Below are 15,619 nucleotides of genomic sequence, written 5' to 3'. Positions count from 1 at the left end.
GCGCGCCATCGGACGCAGGCCCCTTCCGCCCGGGGACGCCGGGCCGTAGCATTCGACTTCCGCACTGCAGCCCGGCATCCATGCTCGAAGACCACGACATCCTTGTGCTTCAACGCCAGCTCCGACGGCGCCTGTTCGAAGGCGAGCGCGCGATCACCTGGCGACCGGGCCGCGAGCTGGCCGCGCAGCTGCTGCTGTACCTGGACGACCCGCAGGCCTGCTGGCGCATCTCGGTGCAATGGCTGCGCGACACGCTCGATGCCGACCGCGTCGACGCCGGCTTCGGCGGCTATGTCGACGCCAGCGGCCGCCTGCATGACTACGTGGTCGCGGCCGAGGTGCAGCGCCCGTCGCAACCGCTGCCTGCGGTGATCGGCCTGCGCTTCAGCGCCGCCAACCCGGGCATCCGCGCCGTCTGGAGCGGCAGCGGCATCGCCCCCATCATCGACGTGTCGCAAGAGCGCAGCTTCACGCAGGAGTTGCGCGCCACGCTGATGCAGGCCGGCACGGCCTCGAAGCTGGCGGTTCCCGTGCACGACGAAGACCGACCGGTGGGCATGATCTGCGCCGACTGGCACCACAGGGCCCCGCGCTGGAAGCACGCCGTGTGCGAGGAGTTGCCGGGCCTGGCCCGCACCGCGCTGGGCCCGCTGCTGAGTGCCGCCCACCGGTTCGCGCAGGCGCAGAGCGAGCGGGCAGGCGCCACGGACCACCCGGCGAACCTCGCGGCACTGACGCCGGCGGAGCTGAAGGTGGCGAAGCTGGCGGCCGGCGGCCTGAGCTACAAGGAAATCGCGCGCCAGCTGGACCGTTCGCTCTCCACGATCGACCACCAGCTGCGCAGCATCCGCGAGAAGCTCGGCACGCGCTCGACGGCGCGCCTGGTGCACATGCTCAGCGAACTGAACACGTCGGCGACGGGCCGCTCAACACCGCTTCAATGAGCGAGGCGTGATGGGGACGCGCACGGCTGAACGCCGGGGCGGCGTCAGCGGTGTCGGCAACCTCAGCGACGTGAGGGTTCCACTTCAAGGGTCAAGGTCACGGCCACCGGCAGGTTGCCCGGCAGGTTGCGCACCCCGCACACCGACCGCGCATGGCCCGCGCGCGTGTCGAACAGGCTGGCCAGCAGCTCGGAGGCGGCGTCGAGCACCTGCGGGTGCTGGGTGAACGACTGCACGCAGGCGACATGGCCTTCGAGCCGAACGACCTGCCGCACCCGTTGAAAACCGCCCAGGTGCAGGCGCACCTGGGCCAGCGCATTGAGCACCGCCAACCGGGCCGCCTGGCGGCCTTCTTCCAGTGTCAGCTCGGCGCCGAGCAGCCCGCGCGGCAGCGGATGCCCCGCCACCACCGGCCCCTGCATGGAGACATGCAGCAGGCCCGCCGCCTCGATCACTGCACGGTAGGCACCCAGCGGCGATGGCGGCTCGGGCAGGGCAAGGCCCAGGGCCTGCAGCCGCTGCAGCACCTCGTCGTCCCCGGTCGCACGCGAAGCGTCCATGGCGCGCCCCGCTTCAGCTCGCCCAGGGCTGCAGCACGATGCTGCCCCGCGCCTCGTTGGCGGCGATGCGCCGGTGCGCCTCGGCGGCCTGCGAGAGCGGCAGCACGCTGTCGATCTGCGCACGGACCCGGCCCTGCCGTATCGCGTCGAGCCAGGCGGCGAAGTCCTCGATGTCGCCCACCAGCGTGCCGCGCAGCTGCTGCTGCGCGAAGAAGAAGCGCCGGATGTCGAAGCGCACGTCGGTGCCCGCCATGAACCCCATCGCCACCACGATGCCCATGGGCTTCACGGCCTCGAGGGTTCGGGACAGCACATCGCCGCCGAGGTTGTCGATCGCGACATCGACACCCTGCCCGCTGCTCCAGGCGCGCACGGGCTCGACGAAATCCTGCGTGCCGGTGTCGATCGCCAGCTCGGCGCCCAGGTGCACGGCCAGTTCGGCGGAGGCCGCGTTCTGCACCGTGGTGACGACGCGCGCACCCAGCGCGCGGGCCACCTGAATGCTCATCATGCCGGTGCTCGACGCGCCGGCATGCACCAGCACCCGGTCGCCGGCCTTGACCTCGCCGACGACCTGCACCGCGCGGATCGCGATCAGCAAGGAGACCGGCAGTGCGGCCATCTGCTCGGCGGGCAGGCCGGTGGTGTCGCGCAGCAGCCAGTGCTCCGGCACGACGATGTACTGGGCATAGGTGCCCGGCATGTGGATGCCGGGAATCGCGTAGCTGGCCGCCGCCGTGACCGGACGGGCGTCCCACTGCGCGGGGTCGGTCGGGTAGCCGGGCATGGCGATCACGCGCTCGCCCACCGCGAAGCGCGAAGCGCCAGCGCCCAGGGCGGCGACCTCGCCCACCGCATCCGAACCCAGGATGTGCGGGAACGGCAAGGCCGGGGCGATCTGCCCCTGACGCACATAGTGATCCAGTCGGTTGACGCCGACGGCCAGCACCTTGACCAGGACTTCGCCCGGTCCCGGCGCCGGCGTGGCGACCTCTTCGAGTTGAATCTGGTCGGGGTCGCCGAAGGATCGGATGACGGCTGCTTTCATGAAAATCTGCTCCTGTCGTGTGGCGGGCACCATGCCTCGCAACGAAACAGGAATGGTAGATTTCACGTCACCAACTCGGAAGTAGTGACTTAAAAGTGCGATAGGGATAAAAAAGTGACCATGAAGAACCGGATGAACCGTGCGGGCCGTGTCCCGCGCGTTGCGGCGCCGCCCGGCGACACGCCGTTCGTCCTGCGCGAGGACTGTGCGCAGCGGCGCATCCACTACGTGCTGAACGGCAAGTGGACGTCCATGGTGCTGTACGCCCTCAGCCACGGCGCGATGCGCACCGGGCAGTTGGAGCGCGCCCTGCCGGGTATCTCCAAGAAGATGCTGACCCTGACCCTGCGCGAGGTGGAGGCAGGCGGCCTGGTCCACCGCGAGGTGTTCCAGGTCGTGCCGCCACGCGTGGAGTACGCGTTGACGCCGCTGGGCGAGGTCTTCGTCGAGCCCTTGCGCGCGCTCTATGGCTGGGCGCTGGACCATGCGGATGCGCTGGACCAGCTGGAAGACAACTTGCGGCGAGACAGGGCGTCGCCCGCCTGAAGGGCAGCGGCGCCCCTGTGCCCCTCTTCTACTTGCCGATCAGCTGCGTGAGCTTGTCAGCCTCGAACGACTCGCCGCGCGCCGCGTCGCCCGGCACGCAGTCCTTGGTGCCCGGCTGCGCCGACAGCTTCTCGATGGCCTGCCACAGGAGCGCGATCTGGTGCTCCTGGCTCGAGGCGTTGTCGATCAGGCCGCGCATGGCCTGGCTCAGCGGGTCGTCGTCCTGCGTGATGCCGTAGGCCGAGAACTTCTGCGGCGCGGCCACGTCGGCGCTCTCGCCCTCTTTCGACGGGATGATGCGCGCCGGAATGCCCACCGCGGTCGCCCCGGCCGGCACCGGCTTGATGACCACCGCGTTGGAGCCGATCTTGGCGCCGTCGCCCACGACGAAGCCGCCCAGCACCTTGGCGCCCGCGCTCACCACCACGTTCTTTCCCAGCGTCGGGTGGCGCTTGGTGCCCTTGTAGAGCGAGGTGCCGCCCAGCGTCACGCCCTGGTAGATGGTGCAGCCGTCGCCGATCTCGGCGGTTTCGCCGACCACCACGCCCATGGCGTGGTCGAAGAACACGCGCTCGCCGATCTTGGCGGCCGGGTGGATCTCGATGCCCGTGAACGCGCGCGCGCAGTGCGCGATGAAGCGGGCCGGCCACTTGAAACCGTGGGTCCAACAGGCGTGCGCCCAGCGGTGCAGCACCACGGCATGGAAGCCGGGGTAGACCGTGATCACTTCCCAGGCGCTGCGGGCGGCCGGGTCGCGTTCGAGGATGCACCGGATGTCGGCGCGCAGTCGAGAGAACATCGCTGCCTTTGTTGTCGTTATATCGATAGGGGCCGGGCAGTCTAAAGCCGGGCGTCTTCGCTTACGCGCGATGGGGTTTTGTGACGGTTCAGCTGCCGCGCGGCTCGCGGGTGGCGTCGCTCATGGCCTTGGCGATGCCGCGCAGGATGTGGATTTCCTCGGGCGTGGGCTGCGCGCGGTTGAACAGCTGCTGCAGCCGCGGCATGAGCTTCTTGGGTGCCGCCGGGTCGAGAAAGCCGATGTCCACCAGCGAGCGCTCCCAGTGGTCGAGCATGCCGGCCACGGCCTGCGCGTCGGCCGCCTGCACCGGGGCGATGGCCTCGCGCACGCCGTAGCCGCCCAGCGCCAGACGCCATTCGTAGGCCACCACCTGGATCGCCGCGCCCAGGTTGAGCGAGCCGAACTTCGGGTCGGTCGGGATGCTCAGGGCCACGTTGCAGCGGTAGACGTCCTCGTTGCGCATGCCGAAGCGCTCGGAGCCGAACAGGAAGGCCACGTGCTGGTCGCCCTGCTTGCCCAGCGGCTCCAGGTGCTCGCGCGGCGTGCGCGTGGGCGGGCCGAAGTCGCGCGGGATCATGGCCGTGGCGCACAGGTGGGTCACGCCGTCGAGGGCTTCATCGAGCGTTTCGACGATGCGGGCGTTGTTCAGCACGTCCAGGGCGCCGCTGGCGCGCTGGATGGTTTCCTCGCGCCGCAGCACGTTGGCCCAGCGCGGCGCGACCAGCACCAGGTCGTCGAAACCCATGGTCTTCATGGCGCGGGCGGCGGCGCCCACATTGCCGGCGTGGCTGGTCTGGATGAGGATGAAACGGGTGCGCATGACGGGTGGGGAAGACACAAACGGGCTGAGCCGGTAAAATGCCCGATTCTCGCCGCCCGCATCGCCGGACCGCAGGGTCGCCCAGATTGCATTCTTGGGGACCTCTCCCACCCGTTCTTCTCACAATCCAGAATGTCGTCCCCCAACCTGCATCCCATGCTCAATGTGGCCGTCAAGGCCGCACGCGCCGCCGGCGCCATCATCAATCGCGCCGCCCTCGACGTCGAGGCCGTGCGCATCTCCCAGAAGCAGGTCAACGACTTCGTCACCGAAGTCGATCACGCCAGCGAGAAGGTCATCATCGAGACCTTGCTGGGCGCATACCCGGGGCACGGCATCCTGGCCGAAGAATCGGGCACCGAATACGGCGCCAAAGACTCCGAATTCGTCTGGATCATCGATCCGCTCGACGGCACCACCAACTTCATCCACGGCTTCCCGGTCTACTGCGTGTCGATCGCGCTGTCGGTGCGCGGCAAGATCGAGCAGGCGGTCGTCTTCGACCCGTCGCGCAATGACCTGTTCACGGCCACCAAGGGCCGCGGCGCCTACATGAACGAGCGCCGCATCCGCGTGTCCAAGCGCGTGAAGCTCAGCGAGTGCCTCATTTCCACCGGCTTCCCGTTCCGCACCGGCGACAACTTCAAGCAGTACCTGGCCATCATGGCGGACATGATGCCCCGCATGGCCGGCCTGCGCCGCCCCGGCGCCGCCGCGCTCGACCTGGCCTACGTGGCCGCGGGCTTCACCGACGGCTTCTTCGAAACCGGCCTGAACCCCTGGGACGTGGCCGCCGGCTCGCTGCTGGTGACCGAGGCCGGTGGCCTCATCGGCAACTTCACGGGCGAGCCCGAGTTCCTCGACCAGCGCGAATGCCTGGCCGGCGCCCCGCGCGTGTACGGCCAGCTGGTGCCGCTGCTCGCCAAGTACTCCAAGTTCGCCAACGTGGACGACAAGCTGCGCGCCAGCGACCGCGTGCGCGCCGTGTCGGCCTCCACCAAGGCCAACGCCGCCGACGCCTCGGTCGACCTGTACGCCCGCAGCACCGTGACCGAAGCCACGGCCGCCCCGCTCGACGGCAGCACCGAAGCCCCGGCCGCCGCAGCCCCCGCCGCGCCGACCGCCCCGCGCAAGCTCACCCGCATCAAGCGCGAGGCGCCCGCCGAGGGCGACGCCTCCGCCAAGTGATGACGGGGCCGGGCGCCGCCTCGCGGGTTCGCGCGGCGTTGCGCATTGCGCTGAGCCACTACGTCGCGAGCGGGCTCACCGTCGCGCTCGGCCTGCTCGTGATCTCGGGCGGGGTGCACCTGTGGCTGGGCACCCTGGCCGCCTCGGCCGCCGCCACCGGCGTGATCGTGACGGCGCCGCCCGACCTGCCCGGCCCGCGCCGCGGCAAGTTTTTGCAGATGCTGCCGGCGCCGCTCATCGGCCTGCCGCTGTTCTTCGCGGTGCAGATGCTGCACGGCGCACCGATCCGCCTCGGGCTGCTGCTGGTGCCCGCCACCTTCATGGCCTTCGTGGCCATGGCCTGGGGCAAGCGCGGCATTCCCATCGCCATCGCGGTGATGTTCTCGATGGTCTTCTCCATGGCCACGCCCGCACCCGCCGGGCTGTCGGACGCCATCGCGCGCACCACCGAGTTCGGCCTGGGCGCTGGCCTGTACGTGGTGTGGGCCACGCTGGCCAACCTGCTGCTCAACGGGCGCTTTCGCACGCAGTCGATCGCCGACGTGCTGTTTTCGCTGGCCGCGCTCATGCGCACCGAGGCCAGCCAGTTCACGCCGCAGGACGAAACCCGCGACATCCGCGACACCCCCGCCTCGCTGCTGGGCCAGCTGCTGCGTGAGCAGGCCGCGCTGGCCGACCAGCTGCAGGCCACGCGCGACATCGTGCTCGAGTCGCCGCGCACGCCGCGCCGCCAGCGACTGGCCGGCATGCTCGTCATCGTGCTCGAGATGCGCGACCAGCTGCTCGCCAGCGAACTCGACCTCGACGCCCTGCGCGCCCATCCGTCGCACGCGCAGGCGCTGGTCGAGATGCGCCGCATCCTCGAAGAGCTGGCCGACGAAACGACCGGCCTGGCCGATGCGCTGCTCATGCGCCGCCACCCCGCCGCCGTGGCCGACCGCCGGCCGCGCCTGGCCGCGATCCATGTGACGGCGGACGACGAGGACACGCACGGTCAGATGGGCCCCTCGGCCGCCATGCTCGCGCGCGGACTGGCCAGCCGCATCGGCCACATCAACGACGAGGTGCTGCGCCTGGCGGCCATGGCGCGCGGCGACGCCGAGCCCAACCTGGCCGTGGTGCGCGCCAACTGGCAGCTCTTCGTGAGCCCGACCGACTGGTCGCTGCGCCCCTTCCTCGCGCTGTGGCGCTGGGACGCGCCGCCGCTGCGCCACGCCATTCGCGCGGCGCTGGCCATCGCGGCCGGCTACGGCATCGCCGTGTCGATGCCCTGGGGCTCGCACGACTACTGGATCCTGCTGACCATCGTGGTCGTGCTGCGCGGCAGCCTCTCGCAGACCCTGGAGCGGCGCAACAGCCGCGTCGCCGGCACGCTGCTGGGCTGCGTGCTCGCGGTGGGCCTGCTGTCGGCGCACCCGTCGCCGCTGATGCTGCTCGTGACCGTGACCATCGCGCAGGCCATTGCCCACAGCTTCGCGGTGCGGCGCTACCTCGTCACCGCCGTGGCCGCCACCGTGCTGGGCCTGCTGCAGGCCCACATGCTGAACACCGGCACCGCGCCCATCTTCGCGCTGTTCGAGCGCATCGCCGACACGCTCATCGGCGCCGCGCTGGCTTGGGGCTTCTGCTACGTGCTGCCCTCGTGGGAGCGCACGCAGATCCCGGCGCTGGTGGCGCGCGTGCTCACCGCGCAGGCGCGCCATGCGCGGCTCGCGCTCGGCCTGGGCCAGCTGCAGGCCATCCAGAGCAGCCCCGAGCTCGAATGGCGGCTCGCGCGCCGCGAGGCCTACGACAGCCTCTCGGCGCTCGTGCAGGCCACGCAGCGTTCGCTCTCCGAACCGCGCGCCGTGCAGCCGCCGCTCGAACCGCTGGAGCATCTGCAGGCCCACAGCTACCAGCTGCTCGCGCAGCTCAGTGCCGTGAAGTCGATGCTCGTGCTGCGGCGCGACCGCCTCACGCCGGGCGACATCGAAGGCCCGCTCGTGCGCACCGCGCAACGCATCGAGGCCGCCCTGGGAACCATTCCGATCGCAGGGCCCTCTCACCCCGAGAGCACGGGGGCCACCACCGTCGGCGGCCCCATTCCACTGCCTGACCCGTTCGACAACGACATCAGCCCCTGGCTGGTGCGCCGGCTCGACCTGGCCACGGCGCTCGCCACGCAGCTGCGCGACGACGCGGCGCGCATTCTTCAACCACTGAACGACAACACCCCAGAAGCAAAGACCACCCCCGCCTGATGACCCAAGAGCTCCTCGCACACCCCTGGTTCGGCACCTGGATTGCCGCCCTGATCGCCGCGCCCCTCGCCCTTCTCGCCCACCGCATCGGGGGCATGGTCCTCAGGCGGATCACCCGCCCGGCGCCCGCCGTGCATGCGATGGTGCTCAACTGCACCGCCCCCGCGCGGCTGGTGCTGCCGCTGGCGGCGCTCATGATGGTGTGGCAGGCGGCGCCGGACGACCTGCGCTTCATCGGCAGCGTGCGGCATCTCACGGGGCTGTTGCTCATCGCAGCCAGCACCTGGTTCGTGCTCAAGGCCATCAGCGGCTTCGCCGACGGCGTGCTCGCGCAGCACCCCTCGGACATCTCCGACAACCTGCAAGCGCGCCGCGTGCTCACGCAGACCCGCGTGCTCGCGCGCACCGCCATGTCGGTCGTCGTCGTGGCCGGCGGCGCCATGATGCTCATGACCTTCCCGGGCGCGCGTCAGGTCGGCGCCAGCCTGCTGGCCTCGGCCGGCGTGATCGGCATCGTGGCCGGCCTGGCGGCGAAACCCGTCTTCAGCAACCTCATTGCCGGCCTGCAGATCGCGCTGTCGCAGCCGATCCGCATCGACGACGTGCTCGTGGTCGAGGGCGAATGGGGCCGCGTCGAGGAAATCACCGGCACCTTCGTGGTCGTGCGCATCTGGGACGACCGGCGCCTCATCCTGCCGCTCACCTACTTCATCGAGAAGCCGTTCCAGAACTGGACCCGCCACTCGGCCGAACTGCTCGGCTCGGTCTTCTTCTACCTGGACTACGGCACGCCGCTGGCACCGCTGCGCGCCGAGGTCGAGCGCCTCGTGAAGGCCGCGCCCGAGTGGGACGGCCGCTTCTTCAACCTGCGCGTGACCGACGCCACCGAACGCACCATGCAGGTCCGCGTGCTCTGCACCGCCGCCACCTCCGGCCTGGCCTTCGACCTGCGCTGCCACGTGCGCGAAGGCGTCATCGACTTCATGCAACGCGAGTACCCGCAGTTCCTGCCGAAGATGCGCTTCGAGGGCAACGATCCGGCGATGGGGCAGCCGCCGGTGATGCAGGGCGCGACGGCGGGCTGAAGCTCCCGCCGCCGCCTTCTTTCTTCTCCCCTACCGCGCAGGCGCCGCCGCCGGCAACACCATCGGCGCGCCCAGCCGCGAGGCGCGCTCCCAGCCCGGTTGCGACTGCGCGCGTTCCAGCTCGGCCACCACCTCCGCGCGCGTGCGCGGTTGCGTGGCCTTCACGGGGATCGGCGCGCCCCAGCGCAGCACGCCGGCCCACTCGGGGCTTTGCTGGGCGGCGCGCAGTTCGGCCACCACCTGCGCGTCGGTCTTGCCCGGGCCGGCGTTTTCGGGGTGCTCCTTGATGCCGGCTTCGGTCGCCGCGAAATGCGCCGGCCCCTCGACGTGCTGCTGGCTGGTTTGTGCGCCAGCCACCAGCGGGAGCGCTGCGGCGGCCATCGCCGCCAGCGCAAAGGCCATCTTCCTGTTCGTCATGTGTCATCTCCTTCGTTGAACGCCGAAGAGGACCACCCGCTTCGGCGATGGCGGTTTTTGTTCGCCATGACGACACGCTAGGAATTCGGACCGTCGCCGCGCGAACGGTTCAATTACAAAAACGACAGGATGAAGACCAATTCATCAATTCTCTGCAAGCGGCAAGTGGAGCTTTCCAATTCGTAACCCGGCTGCACGGAAAACGTAATTGAAAAAGGCGGTTTCGGTCTTTTCCTGTCGCAATCGATAGATATGATTTGCCCAGACGCATGAACCATGCGGAAGGCAGATGAAATCAATTGAAGGTATTTCCGCACGCCGAACCGGAGCTCCCACGCGGTGCGTGGGAGCGATGAATTTCATACTCAATTCAAGGGCAACAATGAAAAGACAATTCCTCACGGCCGCCGCACTGTTCGGTGTCGGGTTCGCCAATGCGCAGTCTTCCGTCACGCTGTTCGGCGTGGTGGACACGGGCATCAGCAATTACTCGTCGAAATCGCAGGACATGAACGGCGCCACGCTGTTCAACCCGTTCTACGTGAACCAGGGCACGCGCACCGCGAGCCAGACCGCGCTGAGCTCGGGCGGCTATTCCACGAGCCGGTTGGGCTTTCGCGGCACCGAGGACCTGGGCGGCGGGCTCGCGGCCAGCTTCTGGCTCGAGGCGCCGATCAGCCCCGACGACGGCAAGACCGGCATCACCACCTTCCAGCGCCGTTCCACGGTCAGCCTGTCGGGCGGTTTCGGTGAACTGCGCCTGGGCCGCGACTACGTACCCACGGCCTGGAACGACATCGTGTTCGACCCCTTCGGCATCGTCGGCGTGGGCCGCAGCCTGATCTTCACCGCCGCCAACACGAACGCCGGCGGCGGCTCGGGCGGGTTCGGCGGCGACCTCAATTACAACCGCGCCAGCAATTCGATCGGTTATTTCCTGCCGAAGAACCTCGGCGGCTTTTATGGTCAATTCATGTACGCGCTGCATGAAAACACCAAATACGACCCTGGCACGGCAACACCGCCTGGCGTCAATGCGGCGGGCGCGCTCAATTCGGGCAATTCGGCCGCATCACGCGCAGGCCGTTATCTGGGCGGTCGTGTCGGTTATGCCAATGGCCCGTTCGACGTGGCCGTGTCGTATGGCAACAGCACGGCGGCCGACAATTTCTATGCAGGCACCACCGACAACGTCAAGACCTTCAATCTCGGCAGCTCCTACGATTTCGGCGTGGTCAAGCTGTTCGGCGAATTGTCGCGAATCAAGAAAACGCGCGATTACGCCGTCACGCCCTTGGTCGGCGGCATGCCGGACGTCGACCTCACGGGCTACCTGATCGGCGTGACCGCGCCGGTCGGCCCAGGCCTGATCCGCGCCTCGTACTCGCAGGTCAAGTACGACCTCAACACCGTCAACCTGCCGTTCACGCCGTCGGTCGCCGACCCCAAGGCCAACAAGCTGGCCATCGGCTACATCCACAACCTGTCCAAGCGCACCGCCCTGTACGCCACCGTTGCGCGCATCAGCAACAAGAACGGCGCGGCGCTCACGGTCGGCGGCCCCGCCTTCGTGAACACCGGGGTGTTCGTGCCCAAGACCTCGACGGGCTACGACGTCGGGCTGCGCCACTCGTTCTGATCAGGGAAGACTGTCACGCGCAAAGAAGCAAGCAAGTGAGTGAATGACCGCGGGCGGCCCTGCGCCCGCGGATGTTCCGTTTCTCCAGGAGCCCGTCAGGCGGGTCCATTCGGTCCGCCTTTGTGCGGACCATTTTTTTGGGGCGAGAGAAGCGCGCCTCAGTCGGGCACCGTGCCCGCCGGCGCCGCCACCGCGCGCGCCGCGATCGGCACCGACATCACGATCGAGGTGCGCGTCTCGCCCAGGTGGTTGATGCTGCTCACGAAGGCTTCGAGGTGTTCGATGTCGCGCGCGACCACCTTCAGCACGTACGAGTCCTGCCCCGTCACGTGAAAGCACTCCAGCACTTCGCGCCGGCTGCCGAGCAGCTTCAGCAGCCGGGCCTTGTCGGGTTGCGCGGTGGTGATGCCGACCAGCGCGGTGACGGTGTAGCCCGCCTTGCGCGGCGGCACCACGGCGCGGTAGCCCTCGATGACGCCGGCCTCTTCGAGGCGCTTCACGCGCTCGGAGGTCGAGGGCACCGACAGCGCCACCTGCCGTGCGAGTGCCGTGAGCGAGGTGCGCGCGTCCTGCTGCAGCACGTCGAGGATCTGCCAGTTCTTGGCGTCGATTTCCATGGATTTCAGGCCCGATTGAGAATTTCGCTTCCGATTTCAGGCAAGGCATGCCGCGCGCCTGAATTTCGCCATTCTCGCCATGCAAGCCGCGCCGAACAATCGACGGCATGGACTTCCCTCTCTTTCTCAAGGCCCTCGTCATCGGGCTCTCGATCGCCGCACCGGTCGGCCCCATCGGCCTGCTGTGCATCCAGCGCACGCTCGCGCACGGCCGCACCATCGGCTTTCTCAGCGGCCTGGGCGCCGCGCTGGCCGATGCCTGCTATGGCGCCATCGGTGCGTTCGGCGTGTCGGCGGTGGTGTCGACGATGGTCGCGGCGCGCGTGCCGCTGGCGCTCGGCGGCGCGGCGTTTCTTGCGTGGATGGGCGTGCAACTGCTGCGTGCGCCGGCGGCCACGCAGGCCCGGGCCGCGGAAGACGCGGCCACGCCGGTGAAGGCGCTGCTGTCGGTGTTCGTGCTCACGCTGGCCAACCCGATGACGATCCTGTCGTTCGTCGCGGTGTTCGCCTCGCTCGGCAGCGGCCATGTGGGCAGCGGCAGCGGTGCGGCGCTCACGATGGTGGCTGGGGTGTTCCTCGGCTCGGCACTGTGGTGGCTGGGGCTGTCGAGCATCGTGTCGATGGTGCGGCACAAGCTGGGCGCGCGCGTGCTGCAGGGCATCAACAAGCTGTCGGGCGCACTGCTGCTGGGCTTTGCGGTGTTTCAGTTGTCGACGTTGCTGTCGCGCTGAGGAGTCGACTAGACGGCTTTGGCCGCCGGCTTGCGGCGCGCGGGCTTGCGCGCACCCAGCGCGCTCGCCAGCGCCTTCGTCGCCCACTCGCGCAAGGCGTGCGGGTCTTCGAGCGCATCGACCGGCGCCTCGTAGTAGCTCGCGACCTTCACTGTCGAGGCGCTGGTCGCGTACGAGAACGGCACCGCGCCCAGTCGCTCGAATTCCGGCCGGGTGGCGTCGTCCACGCGCAGGTACAGCGTGCCCTTCATCACGAAGGCGAACTGCACGCCGGCTTGCACGAGGCCGAAGCCGCCGAAGAAGCGCTTGACCTCGATGGGGCCCATCGCGCCCAGCGACTCGGCCAGCTCGAGCGCTCGCCCGTGCGAACGCTCGGCACCGCCGACGGTGGCCGCCCCCTTCGCGCGGCTCAAGCCACCGCCTTGCGCCGCGCGTCGGTCACGGGCGCGCCGCCATGCACTTCGAGCAAACGCAGCAGCGCCTCAGAGCTGTGGGCCTTGGCCCAGTCGCGTTCGGAATGGTTGATGCCGACGAGGTGCAGGAAATCGAAGCGGCCCGAGTCGAGCTGCGCCGTCGCGGGGTAGTGCTTCGGCTCCATCAGCACCACATGGCGCAGGGCCACGGTGCCCTTCTCGCGGATCGCTTCGCCGACGGGAATGCGGTCGCCGTAGTCGAAGGGCTGCTTGTCTTCACCGAAGTGCGAGTGCGCGAGCAGCACGTTGTAGGCGAGCAGGCGGCGCAGGAGCTTGATGGCCCATTGGTCCTGCGGCTGCGAGGGCACTTCGATGACCAGTTCGGAGCCGATCCACGAATAGTCCTCGGGGTCGTAGTCGGCGGGCTCGGTCTCCCAGGGCGTGGAGCCGCCCGAGGTCACGTACAGCCAGGTGTTGCGCACGGGCGTGGGCGCGAACTCGAACACGCCCAGGTGCAGCCAACGCGGGTCGACGTCTTCGGCGCCCAGCGCCTTGAAGTCGTCGAAGTCCAGCACGTAGATACCGGTGCGCTCGGGGCCGAACAGGCGCGGGTAGAGCGTCTCCTCGCGGTAGGCCCACACGTCTTCCATGGAACTCATCGGCGCATCCTCCTCGTTGGAACGAGGGCATTCTCGTCGCTCAACGTGACCCTTGCATACGCCGCAGGGCGGGCCACTCGAGGTTGGTGAAGGCGCGCAGCACCCATTCCACTGGGCCGTACGCAAAGCGTGCCAGCCACCAGCGGCTGACCAGCATCTGCGCGCCGAAGATGCCGAAGGCGACCATGAGGCTCATGAACGGCCCGAGCTCGCCGATGAGCCGCAGCCCATATGCCAGGAAGAGCCACGCGCACACCGCCGACTGCAGCAGGTAGTTCGACAGCGCCATGCGCCCCGCCGGTGCGAGCGCCTGCGCCAGCCAGCCGCCCCAGCGCGACTGGAACAGCAGCATCATCGCGCCCACGTACGTCGCCGTGAGCAGCGGCGAGGTGAAGACGCCGACCGCCAGGCCGAGCACGTCCCAGCGCGAGCCCGGCACGACCGACGCGGTCCACGCATACACGGCTGCACCCGGCAGCCCCAGCACCAGGCCGGGCACCAGCAGGCGCTTGAACAGCGGGCGGTAGCGGTCGGCCCGCGCGAACAGGTTGCGACGGCCCTCGATGACGCCCGCGAAGAACATCGCCAGCGCCATCGGCGCCTGCACCAGCCCGAGCACGATCCACACCTGCGACAGCTCGCGCAGGTGCTGGCGGATGACCGTCGCCGCCGTGCCGCGGTAGGCCGCGAGCGCCGAGGCCGCGTCGGCCTTCGCGGTGCGCAGCACCTCGTCGGTGGCAGGGCCGCCCAGCATCGCGAGCATGCCGATGACGCCCCACACCATCGCGGTCGCCAGCACCAGCCGCAGCGCCCAGCGCGCGAGCACCGCGTCGCTCTGGTGGCGCAGCGCCAGCAGCACGGTGCCGAGCACCGCGTAGGTCGTGAGGATGTCGCCATGGAACAGCAGCACCGCATGCAGTGCGCCGATGCACCACAGCGCCACCAGCCGGCGCGCCAGGCGCGGCACGAAGGGCTTGCCGCTGCGCTGCGCCGACTGCATCTGCAGTGTGAAGCTGTAGCCGAACAGGAACGAGAACAGCAGGTAGAACTTGGTCTCGAACAGGAAGGCGACGGCAAAGGCCGCCACGCGGTCCAGCCCCGAACGCATCATCGGGTCGGGCAGCGGCTGGCCGTAATACGGCGAGGCAAAGGCCGCGATGTTCACGACCAGGATGCCCAAGAGCGCAAAGCCGCGCAACGCATCGACGAGCGACTGGCGCTCGACCGCTACTGGAGTGGGGTTCATGCGCCCCGCCCCGGTTTCGCGAGAAAGCGACCCACCACGCGCCGCAGCATCGGCGCCTCGCGCGCGGGGTCGAAGCCCGTGTCGAGTGCCAGGCGCGAGAACACGCCGTCGATGAGCGCGGCGATCCAGTTGGCCGATTGCACGGGGTCGAGCTCGGGGTCGATCTGGCCGCGCGCCGCGGCCTTGCGCAGCAGGGCGGCGAGGCCGTCGCGCATTTCGGTGTCGCCCGCCGCCACGCTGGCGCAGACCATCGGGTTGCGCAGGGTCTCGGCCGCCACCTCCAGCGCCAGCCGCGAGTAGCTGCGGTCGGAGGCAAAGACCATCACCACGTCGAGAAAGGACAGCACCACCTCCAGCGGGTCGGCCGGGTCGTCGTCGATCGCGGCGAAGTACGCGGCCGTGTCGCGCCACTCCTCCTCGGCCAGGGCCTCGATGATCGCGTTCTTGCTGGGGAAGTAATGAAAGAGATTGCCGGGGCTCATGCCCGCGGCGGCGCAGATCTCGGCGGTGGTGGTGGCATGGAAGCCGCGCCGCGCAAAGCAGTCGCCCGCGGCCTCCAGGATCTGGCGGCGCTTGGCCTGCTGGCGTTCGGGGTCAACTTTGCGCACGGGGGTTCTCGCGGAATTCGGTCATGCCCGAATTATTAGACCGAGCGCTCGATCTATTC

The 15,619-nt window shown here is 69.2% G+C and carries 17 protein-coding genes; 7 read left to right on the top strand and 10 right to left on the bottom strand.

From position 1 onward, the window contains the following. Positions 1–80: 80 nt before the first annotated feature. Positions 81–944 (top strand): LuxR C-terminal-related transcriptional regulator, encoded by an 864-nt coding sequence (locus ACAM52_RS05645; RefSeq protein WP_369646388.1) that lies wholly within the window; start codon positions 81–83, stop codon positions 942–944. A 62-nt stretch (positions 945–1,006) separates the two neighbouring features. On the opposite strand, the gene ACAM52_RS05640 is transcribed toward ACAM52_RS05645, so the two are convergent. Then, positions 1,007–1,504: a RidA family protein gene (locus ACAM52_RS05640; protein WP_369646387.1), complete on the bottom strand. Its 498-nt coding sequence runs from the start codon at positions 1,502–1,504 to the stop codon at positions 1,007–1,009. A 13-nt stretch (positions 1,505–1,517) separates the two neighbouring features. Then, on the bottom strand, positions 1,518–2,552 hold the full coding sequence (locus ACAM52_RS05635; protein ID WP_369646386.1) for a zinc-binding alcohol dehydrogenase family protein: 1,035 nt from the start codon (positions 2,550–2,552) through the stop codon (positions 1,518–1,520). A gap of 120 nt (positions 2,553–2,672) precedes the next feature. On the opposite strand from ACAM52_RS05635, the gene ACAM52_RS05630 reads away from it, so the two are divergent. After that, complete coding sequence (locus ACAM52_RS05630) at positions 2,673–3,098, top strand: winged helix-turn-helix transcriptional regulator (protein WP_369647700.1); 426 nt, start codon at positions 2,673–2,675, stop codon at positions 3,096–3,098. 28 nt (positions 3,099–3,126) lie between these two features. Here ACAM52_RS05630 and cysE read toward each other — a convergent pair whose 3' ends face one another. Together cysE and ACAM52_RS05620 are read right to left on the bottom strand one after the other, a co-directional pair. After that, positions 3,127–3,897 (bottom strand): serine O-acetyltransferase, encoded by a 771-nt coding sequence (cysE, locus tag ACAM52_RS05625; protein WP_062481242.1) that lies wholly within the window; start codon positions 3,895–3,897, stop codon positions 3,127–3,129. An 88-nt stretch (positions 3,898–3,985) separates the two neighbouring features. Next, complete coding sequence (locus tag ACAM52_RS05620; RefSeq protein ID WP_369646385.1) at positions 3,986–4,717, bottom strand: RNA methyltransferase; 732 nt, start codon at positions 4,715–4,717, stop codon at positions 3,986–3,988. 132 nt (positions 4,718–4,849) lie between these two features. Between ACAM52_RS05620 and ACAM52_RS05615 the strand changes: the two genes are divergently transcribed. From ACAM52_RS05615 to ACAM52_RS05605, 3 genes are read left to right on the top strand one after another with little or no spacing between them, the layout of a single operon-like run. After that, entirely contained in the window at positions 4,850–5,905 is a 1,056-nt protein-coding gene (locus ACAM52_RS05615; RefSeq protein WP_369646384.1) for an inositol monophosphatase family protein, read from the top strand. Continuing rightward, complete coding sequence (locus ACAM52_RS05610) at positions 5,905–8,145, top strand: FUSC family membrane protein (protein ID WP_095746115.1); 2,241 nt, start codon at positions 5,905–5,907, stop codon at positions 8,143–8,145. The genes ACAM52_RS05615 and ACAM52_RS05610 overlap by 1 nt, the downstream gene beginning before the upstream one ends. Beyond that, positions 8,145–9,230 (top strand): mechanosensitive ion channel family protein, encoded by a 1,086-nt coding sequence (locus ACAM52_RS05605; protein WP_369646383.1) that lies wholly within the window; start codon positions 8,145–8,147, stop codon positions 9,228–9,230. Before ACAM52_RS05610 ends, ACAM52_RS05605 begins: the two co-directional genes overlap by 1 nt. 30 nt (positions 9,231–9,260) lie before the next feature. On the opposite strand, the gene ACAM52_RS05600 is transcribed toward ACAM52_RS05605, so the two are convergent. Beyond that, positions 9,261–9,647 carry a hypothetical protein gene (locus ACAM52_RS05600; protein WP_070063166.1) on the bottom strand — a complete coding sequence of 129 codons (387 nt, stop codon included), beginning with the start codon at positions 9,645–9,647 and terminating at the stop codon, positions 9,261–9,263. Positions 9,648–10,029: 382 nt separating this feature from the next. Here ACAM52_RS05600 and ACAM52_RS05595 point away from each other — a divergent pair, with 382 nt between their 5' ends. After that, positions 10,030–11,286, top strand: coding sequence for a porin (locus ACAM52_RS05595; RefSeq protein ID WP_369646382.1), 1,257 nt, complete (start codon positions 10,030–10,032; stop codon positions 11,284–11,286). 158 nt (positions 11,287–11,444) lie between these two features. Here the strand turns inward: ACAM52_RS05595 and ACAM52_RS05590 are convergent, their stop codons facing one another. Continuing rightward, positions 11,445–11,903, bottom strand: a complete 459-nt coding sequence (locus tag ACAM52_RS05590; RefSeq protein WP_062479155.1) for an Lrp/AsnC family transcriptional regulator — start codon at positions 11,901–11,903, stop codon at positions 11,445–11,447. A 107-nt stretch (positions 11,904–12,010) separates the two neighbouring features. Between ACAM52_RS05590 and ACAM52_RS05585 the strand changes: the two genes are divergently transcribed. Further along, positions 12,011–12,634 carry a LysE/ArgO family amino acid transporter gene (locus ACAM52_RS05585; RefSeq protein WP_369646381.1) on the top strand — a complete coding sequence of 208 codons (624 nt, stop codon included), beginning with the start codon at positions 12,011–12,013 and terminating at the stop codon, positions 12,632–12,634. 8 nt (positions 12,635–12,642) lie between these two features. On the opposite strand, the gene ACAM52_RS05580 is transcribed toward ACAM52_RS05585, so the two are convergent. The 4 genes from ACAM52_RS05580 to ACAM52_RS05565 form a co-directional block, all read right to left on the bottom strand. Then, positions 12,643–12,960 carry a TfoX/Sxy family protein gene (locus ACAM52_RS05580; protein ID WP_369647699.1) on the bottom strand — a complete coding sequence of 106 codons (318 nt, stop codon included), beginning with the start codon at positions 12,958–12,960 and terminating at the stop codon, positions 12,643–12,645. A gap of 83 nt (positions 12,961–13,043) precedes the next feature. Next, positions 13,044–13,706, bottom strand: a complete 663-nt coding sequence (locus ACAM52_RS05575) for a suppressor of fused domain protein (RefSeq protein ID WP_369646380.1) — start codon at positions 13,704–13,706, stop codon at positions 13,044–13,046. A gap of 40 nt (positions 13,707–13,746) precedes the next feature. After that, positions 13,747–14,952 (bottom strand): DUF418 domain-containing protein, encoded by a 1,206-nt coding sequence (locus ACAM52_RS05570; protein WP_369646379.1) that lies wholly within the window; start codon positions 14,950–14,952, stop codon positions 13,747–13,749. Further along, positions 14,949–15,560 carry a TetR/AcrR family transcriptional regulator gene (locus ACAM52_RS05565; RefSeq protein WP_369646378.1) on the bottom strand — a complete coding sequence of 204 codons (612 nt, stop codon included), beginning with the start codon at positions 15,558–15,560 and terminating at the stop codon, positions 14,949–14,951. The genes ACAM52_RS05570 and ACAM52_RS05565 overlap by 4 nt, the downstream gene beginning before the upstream one ends. Positions 15,561–15,619 lie beyond the last annotated feature (59 nt).

It is taken from the genome of Variovorax sp. V118 (assembly GCF_041154445.1).
GTDB lineage: Bacteria > Pseudomonadota > Gammaproteobacteria > Burkholderiales > Burkholderiaceae_C > Variovorax > Variovorax boronicumulans.
Note: the sequence above shows the minus strand (reverse complement) of the source record. Positions and strands in the feature narration are given on the sequence as shown.

What these genes read in the sequence shown, in the direction of transcription:
- ACAM52_RS05645 (WP_369646388.1), top strand. Translation starts at nt 81, where the DNA reads ATGCTCGAAGACCACGACATCCTTGTGCTTCAACGCCAGCTCCGACGG.
- ACAM52_RS05640 (WP_369646387.1), bottom strand. Translation starts at nt 1,504, where the DNA reads ATGGACGCTTCGCGTGCGACCGGGGACGACGAGGTGCTGCAGCGGCTG.
- ACAM52_RS05635 (WP_369646386.1), bottom strand. Translation starts at nt 2,552, where the DNA reads ATGAAAGCAGCCGTCATCCGATCCTTCGGCGACCCCGACCAGATTCAA.
- ACAM52_RS05630 (WP_369647700.1), top strand. Translation starts at nt 2,673, where the DNA reads ATGAAGAACCGGATGAACCGTGCGGGCCGTGTCCCGCGCGTTGCGGCG.
- cysE (WP_062481242.1), bottom strand. Translation starts at nt 3,897, where the DNA reads ATGTTCTCTCGACTGCGCGCCGACATCCGGTGCATCCTCGAACGCGAC.
- ACAM52_RS05620 (WP_369646385.1), bottom strand. Translation starts at nt 4,717, where the DNA reads ATGCGCACCCGTTTCATCCTCATCCAGACCAGCCACGCCGGCAATGTG.
- ACAM52_RS05615 (WP_369646384.1), top strand. Translation starts at nt 4,850, where the DNA reads ATGTCGTCCCCCAACCTGCATCCCATGCTCAATGTGGCCGTCAAGGCC.
- ACAM52_RS05610 (WP_095746115.1), top strand. Translation starts at nt 5,905, where the DNA reads ATGACGGGGCCGGGCGCCGCCTCGCGGGTTCGCGCGGCGTTGCGCATT.
- ACAM52_RS05605 (WP_369646383.1), top strand. Translation starts at nt 8,145, where the DNA reads ATGACCCAAGAGCTCCTCGCACACCCCTGGTTCGGCACCTGGATTGCC.
- ACAM52_RS05600 (WP_070063166.1), bottom strand. Translation starts at nt 9,647, where the DNA reads ATGACGAACAGGAAGATGGCCTTTGCGCTGGCGGCGATGGCCGCCGCA.
- ACAM52_RS05595 (WP_369646382.1), top strand. Translation starts at nt 10,030, where the DNA reads ATGAAAAGACAATTCCTCACGGCCGCCGCACTGTTCGGTGTCGGGTTC.
- ACAM52_RS05590 (WP_062479155.1), bottom strand. Translation starts at nt 11,903, where the DNA reads ATGGAAATCGACGCCAAGAACTGGCAGATCCTCGACGTGCTGCAGCAG.
- ACAM52_RS05585 (WP_369646381.1), top strand. Translation starts at nt 12,011, where the DNA reads ATGGACTTCCCTCTCTTTCTCAAGGCCCTCGTCATCGGGCTCTCGATC.
- ACAM52_RS05580 (WP_369647699.1), bottom strand. Translation starts at nt 12,960, where the DNA reads ATGGGCCCCATCGAGGTCAAGCGCTTCTTCGGCGGCTTCGGCCTCGTG.
- ACAM52_RS05575 (WP_369646380.1), bottom strand. Translation starts at nt 13,706, where the DNA reads ATGAGTTCCATGGAAGACGTGTGGGCCTACCGCGAGGAGACGCTCTAC.
- ACAM52_RS05570 (WP_369646379.1), bottom strand. Translation starts at nt 14,952, where the DNA reads ATGAACCCCACTCCAGTAGCGGTCGAGCGCCAGTCGCTCGTCGATGCG.